The following is a 247-nucleotide window of genomic DNA, read 5'->3' as shown; positions in this document are numbered from 1 at the left end:
GGTGAGGATGCGCGGGTCGATCCGCTGCTCGCCATCGCCCGCCACCCCAGACAGGTCGCCCGCAACCACCGAACCGGTCACCCCGGCCGACCCGAGCGGCACGTCATTCCATCGCCCCTCGGCCGCAATCGCCGAAGCGACCGCCTCAGTCCGATACCGCGAACCGGCTCCCGACCGCTCGAGCTCCTCGGCCACCGCGCGGGCGGTCAGTGCCGCATCCCCGACGACGCCGAGGTCGATCGGCCGC

1 pseudogene is annotated in these 247 nt (G+C 73.7%); it reads right to left on the bottom strand.

The features are described 5' to 3' along the window. Positions 1-247, bottom strand: a pseudogene (locus tag ID132_RS12900) (thiamine pyrophosphate-binding protein); the annotation flags it as partial.

This window comes from Gulosibacter sediminis, assembly GCF_014904065.1.
Taxonomy (GTDB): Bacteria; Actinomycetota; Actinomycetes; order Actinomycetales; family Microbacteriaceae; genus Gulosibacter; species Gulosibacter sediminis.
The sequence above is the reverse complement of the archived record's forward strand: the minus strand, read 5'-3'. Positions and strand labels throughout refer to the sequence as shown.